This window comes from Escherichia whittamii, assembly GCF_014836715.1.
Classification (GTDB): Bacteria; Pseudomonadota; Gammaproteobacteria; order Enterobacterales; family Enterobacteriaceae; genus Escherichia; species Escherichia whittamii.
The window spans coordinates 432,068-440,066 of the sequence record NZ_JACSQI010000001.1 but is presented as its reverse complement, the minus strand read 5'-3'; the positions used below and the strand labels follow the sequence as shown (position 1 = coordinate 440,066).

Below are 7,999 nucleotides of genomic sequence, written 5' to 3'. Positions count from 1 at the left end.
ATTCTTCTCCCAATAAAATATCCACAGCGACGCGATGCGTTATTGCTGGTTTTTGTTGTCTCTGACAAACTCTTGTAAACAGAGTTATCCACAGGTCCGGGCCGTAATCTTAATTTCAGAAAAACTTCGTACGGTGAATAGTAATTTTTTAACTTGTTGATATATAAGTTGAAAATTAAGATTGCGTTTTGTCGTATCGATCACTTGACGATGATATTCGTCTTGAATTGCAATGCGTTTTTATTTTTATTCACAAGCTGTGGATGAATCAGGCGTCACGTGGCAGTCCCTTTTCAATTACACGAACCAGACGCTGTTTTTTCGGTAATTGCACTTCGACCACGCTGGTATTTCGTCTCTCGATTTGCTGCGCAATCGCCCACGCTATGTGTTCATCGAGAAGTGGGTGCTCACCTTTACGACTTTCCAGCGCCGTCAGAATCGCTTCATCCCATGGCGCATTTCCTAATGCTACGGCGATATTACGCAGCCAGCGTAGGTGACCAATACGACGAATCGCCGACCCTTCCGTTATTTTTAAGAACTTCTCTTCGCTCCAGGCGAATAACTCAATGAGTTCCGGTGCGTGTAGTGGTTTGCGCGGGCTGAAATCGTCTTCAGTTGTCAGTTGTGAATAGCGATTCCACGGGCAGATAAGCTGGCAGTCATCGCAACCGTAAATACGGTTTCCCATTAACGGGCGTAACTCTTCCGGGATTGACCCTTCCAGTTCTATCGTCAGATAAGAAATGCAGCGGCGAGCATCGACGGTATATGGCTCGACGATGGCCCCTGTCGGGCAAATCGTCATACAGGCGACGCATTTACCGCATCCTTCCTCGACCGGTTGATCCACAGGCAGCGGAATATCGACCAGCAGTTCACCTAAAAAGAAGAACGAACCAGCCTCGCGATTGAGGATAAGTGAGTGCTTACCTGTCCAGCCAAGTCCTGCTTTTTCAGCTAACGGGCGCTCAAGAACAGGCGCAGAATCGACAAACGGTCTAAAATTCAGCGAAACACAATGTTGCTGAATCATCTCGCCCAGCTTTTTAAGTCGGTTGCGCAGAAGCTTGTGATAGTCACGGCCCAGCGCATAACGGCTAACATAGCCGAGTTTGGGATTTTTCAGCGTGCTGGCAAATGCGGCGTTGGCAGGAAGATAATTCATCCGTACGCTGATTACGCGCAGTGTACCGGGCAATAATTCGTGAGGGCGGGCGCGCAGCATACCGTGGCGCGCCATCCAGTCCATTTCGCCATGGTATTGTTTGTCCAGCCATGCTTGCAGTTTTGGCTCGGACTCGCTGAGATCGGTATCGGTAATACCTACCTGCTGAAAGCCCAGTTCCAGCCCCCATTGTTTAATTTTTTGCGCTAATTGATTGAAATCGAGGGGCTCTGACATGACGGACCATACAATGAAGAAAAACCCCGTAAGTATACCACACACCGTCTGGCACGCCGATGATATCCGACGCGGCGAACGCGAGGCGGCCGATGCGCTGGGGCTAACGCTCTATGAGTTGATGCTTCGCGCTGGAGAAGCCGCATTTCAGGTGTGTCGTTCGGCTTATCCTGACGCCCGCCACTGGCTGGTGCTGTGCGGCCATGGCAATAACGGCGGCGATGGTTACGTAGTCGCGCGGCTGGCAAAAGCGCTCGGCATTGAGGTTACGCTGCTGGCCCAGGAGAGCGACAAACCGTTACCGGAAGAGGCCGCGCTGGCACGCGAGGCATGGTTAAACGCGGGAGGCGAAATCCATGCGACGAATATTGTCTGGCCCGAGTCGGTGGATCTGATAGTTGATGCGCTGCTCGGCACCGGATTGCAGCAAGCGCCTCGTGAATCTATTAGCCAATTAATCGACCATGCTAATACCCATCCCGCGCCGATTGTGGCGGTTGATATCCCTTCCGGCCTGTTGGCAGAAACCGGCGCCACGCCAGGTGCGGTGATCAACGCTTCTCACACTATCACCTTTATTGCTCTGAAACCTGGCTTGCTCACCGGGAAAGCGCGGGATGTTACCGGACATCTGCATTTTGACTCTCTGGGGCTGGATAGCTGGCTGGCAGGTCAGGAGACGAAAATTCAACGGTTTTCTGCTGAACAACTTTCTCACTGGCTGAAACCGCGTCGCCCGACATCGCATAAAGGCGAGCACGGGCGACTGGTGATTATCGGCGGCGATCACGGCACGGCGGGCGCTATCCGCATGACGGGCGAAGCAGCGCTACGTGCTGGTGCTGGTTTAGTCCGAGTGCTGACTCGCAGTGAAAACATTGCGCCACTGCTGACTGTACGCCCGGAATTGATGGTGCACGAACTGACTATGGACTCTCTTACCGAAAGCCTGGAATGGGCCGATGTGGTGGTGATTGGCCCTGGTTTGGGTCAGCAAGAGTGGGGGAAAAAAGCCCTGCAAAAAGTTGAGAACTTTCGCAAACCGATGTTGTGGGATGCCGATGCATTGAACCTGCTGGCAATCAATCCCGATAAGCGTCACAATCGCGTGATCACGCCGCATCCTGGCGAGGCCGCACGGTTGTTAGGCTGTTCCGTCGCTGAAATTGAAAGTGACCGCTTACATTGCGCACAACGTCTGGTACAACGTTATGGTGGCGTGGCGGTGCTTAAAGGTGCCGGAACCGTGGTCGCCGCGCATCCTGACGCCTTAAGCATTATTGATGCCGGAAATGCAGGCATGGCCAGCGGCGGCATGGGCGATGTGCTCTCTGGTATTATTGGCGCGTTGCTTGGGCAAAAATTGTCGCCGTATGATGCAGCGTGCGCAGGCTGTGTCGCACACGGTGCGGCAGCTGACGTACTGGCGGCGCGTTTTGGAACGCGCGGAATGCTGGCAACCGATCTCTTTTCCACGCTACAGCGTATTGTTAACCCGGAAGTGACTGATAAAAACCATGATGAATCGAGTAATTCCGCTCCCTGATGAGCAGGCAACATTAGAGCTGGGCGAGCGGGTAGCGAAAGCCTGCGAAGGCGCGACTGTAATCTATCTGTACGGCGATTTAGGCGCAGGTAAAACCACCTTCAGCCGGGGCTTTTTACAAGCACTGGGCCATCAGGGTAATGTCAAAAGCCCCACTTATACGCTGGTCGAACCCTATACGCTCGACAACTTAATGGTTTATCACTTTGATTTGTACCGCCTTGCCGATCCCGAGGAGCTGGAGTTTATGGGGATCCGCGATTATTTTGCCAACGATGCCATCTGCCTGGTGGAGTGGCCACAACAAGGTACAGGTGTTCTTCCTGACCCGGACGTCGAAATACACATTGATTATCAGGCACAAGGCCGTGAGGCGCGCGTGAGTGCTGTCTCCTCTGCGGGTGAATTGTTGCTGGCGCGTTTAGCCGGTTAACCTTTGAAAGGTGGCGGGATGATGTATCGCATCAGAAATTGGTTGGTAGCGACGTTGGTGCTGCTGTGCGCACAGGCTGGCGCCGCTACGCTCTCTGATATTCAGGTTTCTAACGGCAATCAACAGGCGCGGATAACGTTGAGTTTTATTGGCGATCCTGATTATGCCTTTAGCCATCAAGGTAAACGTACTGTAGCACTCGATATCAAACAAACCGGTGTGATTCAGGGGCTGCCGTTGTTGTTCAGCGGTAATAACCTGGTGAAAGCTATTCGCTCTGGTACACCAAAAGATGCGCAAACGCTGCGGCTGGTGGTCGATCTCACCGAAAATGGTAAAACCGAAGCGGTGAAGCGGCAGAATGGTAGCAATTACACCGTCGTCTTTACGATTAACGCCGATGCGCCACCACCGCCTCCTCCGCCGCCTGTGGTTGCAAAACGCGTTGAGGCTCCGCCTGTGGTTGCTAAACGCGTTGAGACTCCGCCAGTGGTTGCCCCGCGTGTCAGTGAACCGGCGCGCAATCCGTTTAAAACGGAAAGCAACCGTACTACGGGCGTTATCAGCAGCAATACGGTGACGCGTCCGGCAGCCCGCGCGACGGCTAACACTGGCGATAAAATTGTCATCGCTATTGATGCCGGACACGGCGGCCAGGACCCTGGCGCTATCGGCCCCGGCGGCACGCGTGAGAAAAATGTCACCATCGCCATTGCACGTAAATTACGCACCTTGCTCAATAACGATCCCATGTTTAAGGGCGTTTTAACCCGTGATGGGGATTACTTTATCTCGGTGATGGGGCGCAGTGATGTGGCTCGTAAGCAAAACGCCAATTTCCTCGTGTCGATTCATGCCGATGCCGCACCAAACCGTAGTGCCACCGGCGCTTCCGTATGGGTGCTCTCAAACCGTCGTGCGAACAGCGAAATGGCAAGCTGGCTGGAACAGCATGAGAAGCAGTCGGAGCTATTGGGCGGGGCGGGTGACGTGCTGGCCAATAGTCAGGCAGATCCGTACCTAAGCCAGGCGGTGCTGGATTTACAATTCGGTCATTCCCAGCGGGTAGGGTATGATGTGGCGACCAATATGATCAGTCAATTGCAACGCATTGGCGAAATTCATAAACGCCGACCCGAACACGCTAGTCTCGGTGTTCTGCGTTCGCCGGATATCCCGTCAGTACTGGTCGAAACTGGTTTTATCAGCAATAACAGCGAAGAACGTTTGCTGGCGAGCGACGATTACCAACAACAGCTGGCAGAAGCCATTTACAACGGCTTGCGCAATTACTTCCTTGCGCATCCAATGCAGTCTGCGCCGCAGGGTGCAACGGCACAAACTGCCAGCACGGTGACGACGCCAGACCGCACGCTGCCAAACTAAGGACGATTGATGCCAATTCAGGTCTTACCGCCACAACTGGCGAACCAGATTGCCGCAGGTGAGGTGGTCGAGCGACCTGCGTCGGTAGTCAAAGAACTGGTGGAAAACAGCCTCGATGCGGGTGCGACGCGCATTGATATTGATATCGAACGTGGCGGGGCGAAACTCATCCGCATTCGTGATAACGGCTGCGGTATCAAAAAAGACGAGCTGGCGCTGGCGCTGGCGCGTCATGCCACCAGTAAAATCGCCTCTCTGGACGATCTCGAAGCTATTATCAGCCTGGGCTTTCGCGGTGAGGCGCTGGCGAGTATCAGTTCAGTTTCCCGTCTGACGCTCACTTCGCGTACCGCGGAGCAGCAGGAAGCCTGGCAGGCCTATGCCGAAGGCCGCGATATGGACGTGACGGTTAAACCGGCGGCCCATCCGGTGGGAACAACGTTGGAAGTGCTGGATCTGTTCTACAATACCCCGGCGCGGCGCAAATTCCTGCGCACCGAGAAAACCGAATTTAACCATATTGATGAAATCATCCGCCGCATCGCGCTGGCGCGTTTCGACGTCACTATCAATCTGTCGCATAACGGCAAAATAGTGCGGCAGTACCGCGCAGTACCGGAAGGCGGGCAAAAAGAACGCCGTTTAGGGGCGATTTGCGGCACTGCTTTTCTCGAACATGCGCTGGCGATCGAATGGCAACACGGCGATCTCACTCTGCGCGGCTGGGTGGCTGATCCGAATCACATCACGCCCGCACTGGCGGAAATTCAGTATTGCTACGTAAATGGGCGCATGATGCGCGATCGCCTGATTAATCACGCGATCCGCCAGGCCTGCGAAGACAAACTGGGCGCCGATCAGCAACCGGCGTTTGTGCTGTATCTCGAGATCGACCCGCATCAGGTGGACGTCAACGTCCATCCGGCAAAACACGAAGTGCGCTTTCATCAGTCGCGGCTGGTACATGATTTTATCTATCAGGGCGTGCTGAGTGTGCTGCAACAGCAACTGGAAACGGCTTTGCCACTGGAAGATAACGCCCAGCCAGCACCGCGCCATATACCGGAAAACCGCGTGGCAGCAGGACGTAATCACTTTGCTGAACCGGCAGTTCGTGAGCCTGTGGCTCCGCGTTACTCTCCGTCTTCATCTCCTGCGCCCGCAACAAGTAGTGGTAGCCGTCAGGCCGCCCCGTGGCCGAACGCGCAACCGGGCTACCAGAAACAGCAAGGCGATGTGTATCGTCAGCTGTTGCAAACGCCTGCACCGATGCATAAACCAAAAGTACAAGAATCGCAGGAACTTACGCTGGCTGCGAATGGTCAAAGCTTTGGTCGAGTGCTGACTATCGTCCATTCGGACTGTGCGCTGCTGGAACGTGACGGCAACATTTCACTTTTAGCCCTGCCGGTGGCGGAACGCTGGTTACGTCAGGCGCAGTTAACGCCGGGGGATGTGCCGGTCTGCGCCCAGCCGCTGCTTATTCCGCTGCGGCTAAAAGTCTCTGGTGAAGAAAGATCGGCCTTAGAAAAAGCGCAGTCTGCACTGGCGGAATTAGGTATTGAATTTCAGTCCGATGCGCAGCATGTGACCATCAGGGCCGTGCCTTTACCCTTACGCCAACAAAATTTACAAATCTTGATTCCTGAACTGATAGGCTACCTGGCGAAGCAGTCCGTATTCGAACCTGGCAATATTGCGCAGTGGATTGCACGAAATCTGATGAGCGAACATGCGCAGTGGTCGATGGCACAGGCCATTACCCTGCTGGCGGACGTAGAACGGTTATGTCCGCAGCTTGTGAAAACGCCGCCTGGTGGTCTGTTACAATCTGTTGATTTACATCCGGCGATAAAAGCCCTGAAAGATGAGTGATATCAGTAAGGCGAGCCTGCCTAAGGCGATTTTTTTGATGGGGCCGACGGCCTCCGGTAAAACGGCGTTAGCCATTGAGCTGCGTAAAATTTTACCAGTAGAGTTGATAAGCGTTGATTCAGCCCTTATTTACAAAGGGATGGATATCGGGACGGCGAAGCCGAACGCTGAAGAGTTACTCGCCGCGCCGCACCGATTGCTGGATATTCGCGATCCGTCACAGGCTTATTCGGCCGCTGATTTTCGCCGCGATGCGCTGGCGGAGATGGCCGATATCACGGCGGCGGGGCGAATCCCACTGTTAGTGGGCGGTACGATGTTGTATTTCAAGGCGTTGCTGGAAGGGTTGTCGCCGCTACCGTCGGCGGACCCGGAAGTACGGGCCAGAATTGAGCAACAGGCGGCAGAGCAAGGTTGGGAGTCATTGCATCGTCAACTTCAGGAGGTAGATCCGGTTGCGGCAGCAAGGATTCATCCAAATGATCCACAAAGGCTTTCCCGAGCACTGGAAGTTTTTTTCATTTCGGGTAAAACTTTAACGGAACTGACGCAAACGTCAGGAGACGCTCTACCGTATCAGGTGCATCAGTTCGCCATCGCCCCGGCGAGCCGTGAACTGCTCCATCAACGAATTGAGCAGCGTTTTCATCAGATGTTGGCTTCAGGTTTTGAAGCAGAAGTCCGGGCTCTTTTTGCCCGAGGAGATTTGCATACGGACTTGCCTTCCATTCGTTGCGTGGGTTATCGCCAGATGTGGTCTTACCTTGAAGGCGAAATCTCATACGATGAAATGGTTTATCGAGGTGTTTGCGCCACGAGACAGTTGGCGAAGCGGCAGATAACCTGGCTGCGTGGTTGGGAAGGGGTTCACTGGCTTGACAGTGAAAAACCAGAACAAGCGCGTGACGAAGTATTACAGGTTGTTGGTGCTATCGCAGGCTGAATGTGTACAATTGAGACGTATCGTGCGCAATTTTTTCAGAATCGAAAGGTTCAAAGTACAAATAAGCATATAAGGAAAAGAGAGAATGGCTAAGGGGCAATCTTTACAAGATCCGTTCCTGAACGCACTGCGTCGGGAACGTGTTCCAGTTTCTATTTATTTGGTGAATGGTATTAAGCTGCAAGGACAAATCGAGTCTTTTGATCAGTTCGTGATCCTGTTGAAAAACACGGTGAGCCAGATGGTTTATAAGCACGCGATTTCTACTGTTGTCCCGTCTCGCCCGGTTTCTCATCACAGTAACAACGCCGGTGGCGGTACCAGCAGTAACTACCATCATGGTGGCAGCGCGCAGAATACTTCCGCGCAACAGGACAGCGAAGAAACCGAATAAGGTTTCGGGCTGTT

Annotated in this window: 7 protein-coding genes; 6 read left to right on the top strand and 1 reads right to left on the bottom strand. The window is 53.6% G+C overall.

What is annotated here, in order from left to right; genetic code table 11:
- Positions 1–268: 268 nt before the first annotated feature.
- The gene (queG, locus tag H9644_RS02005) at positions 269–1,408 is read right to left on the bottom strand and encodes a tRNA epoxyqueuosine(34) reductase QueG (protein ID WP_191772883.1); all 1,140 of its coding nucleotides are present in this window, start codon (positions 1,406–1,408) and stop codon (positions 269–271) included.
- Here queG and nnr point away from each other — a divergent pair.
- The 6 genes from nnr (at position 1,407) to hfq (ending at position 7,985) form a co-directional block, all read left to right on the top strand.
- The gene (nnr, locus tag H9644_RS02000) at positions 1,407–2,954 is read left to right on the top strand and encodes a bifunctional ADP-dependent NAD(P)H-hydrate dehydratase/NAD(P)H-hydrate epimerase (RefSeq protein ID WP_191772881.1); all 1,548 of its coding nucleotides are present in this window, start codon (positions 1,407–1,409) and stop codon (positions 2,952–2,954) included. The two genes, queG and nnr, sit on opposite strands and share 2 nt — an antisense overlap.
- On the top strand, positions 2,926–3,387 hold the full coding sequence (tsaE, locus tag H9644_RS01995) for a tRNA (adenosine(37)-N6)-threonylcarbamoyltransferase complex ATPase subunit type 1 TsaE (protein WP_064525784.1): 462 nt from the start codon (positions 2,926–2,928) through the stop codon (positions 3,385–3,387). The genes nnr and tsaE overlap by 29 nt, the downstream gene beginning before the upstream one ends.
- Positions 3,388–3,405: 18 nt before the next feature.
- Positions 3,406–4,773 (top strand): N-acetylmuramoyl-L-alanine amidase AmiB, encoded by a 1,368-nt coding sequence (gene amiB, locus H9644_RS01990; protein WP_191772879.1) that lies wholly within the window; start codon positions 3,406–3,408, stop codon positions 4,771–4,773.
- Positions 4,774–4,782: 9 nt separating this feature from the next.
- Positions 4,783–6,648: a DNA mismatch repair endonuclease MutL gene (gene mutL, locus H9644_RS01985; protein ID WP_191772877.1), complete on the top strand. Its 1,866-nt coding sequence runs from the start codon at positions 4,783–4,785 to the stop codon at positions 6,646–6,648.
- Entirely contained in the window at positions 6,641–7,591 is a 951-nt protein-coding gene (gene miaA, locus H9644_RS01980; RefSeq protein ID WP_001280345.1) for a tRNA (adenosine(37)-N6)-dimethylallyltransferase MiaA, read from the top strand. Before mutL ends, miaA begins: the two co-directional genes overlap by 8 nt.
- A gap of 85 nt (positions 7,592–7,676) precedes the next feature.
- Positions 7,677–7,985 (top strand): RNA chaperone Hfq, encoded by a 309-nt coding sequence (hfq, locus tag H9644_RS01975; protein ID WP_089579228.1) that lies wholly within the window; start codon positions 7,677–7,679, stop codon positions 7,983–7,985.
- Positions 7,986–7,999: the final 14 nt, after the last annotated feature.

Coding starts and splice junctions, on each gene's coding strand:
- nnr (WP_191772881.1), top strand. CDS start 1,407: ATGACGGACCATACAATGAAGAAAAACCCCGTAAGTATACCACACACC.
- queG (WP_191772883.1), bottom strand. CDS start 1,408: ATGTCAGAGCCCCTCGATTTCAATCAATTAGCGCAAAAAATTAAACAA.
- tsaE (WP_064525784.1), top strand. CDS start 2,926: ATGATGAATCGAGTAATTCCGCTCCCTGATGAGCAGGCAACATTAGAG.
- amiB (WP_191772879.1), top strand. CDS start 3,406: ATGATGTATCGCATCAGAAATTGGTTGGTAGCGACGTTGGTGCTGCTG.
- mutL (WP_191772877.1), top strand. CDS start 4,783: ATGCCAATTCAGGTCTTACCGCCACAACTGGCGAACCAGATTGCCGCA.
- miaA (WP_001280345.1), top strand. CDS start 6,641: ATGAGTGATATCAGTAAGGCGAGCCTGCCTAAGGCGATTTTTTTGATG.
- hfq (WP_089579228.1), top strand. CDS start 7,677: ATGGCTAAGGGGCAATCTTTACAAGATCCGTTCCTGAACGCACTGCGT.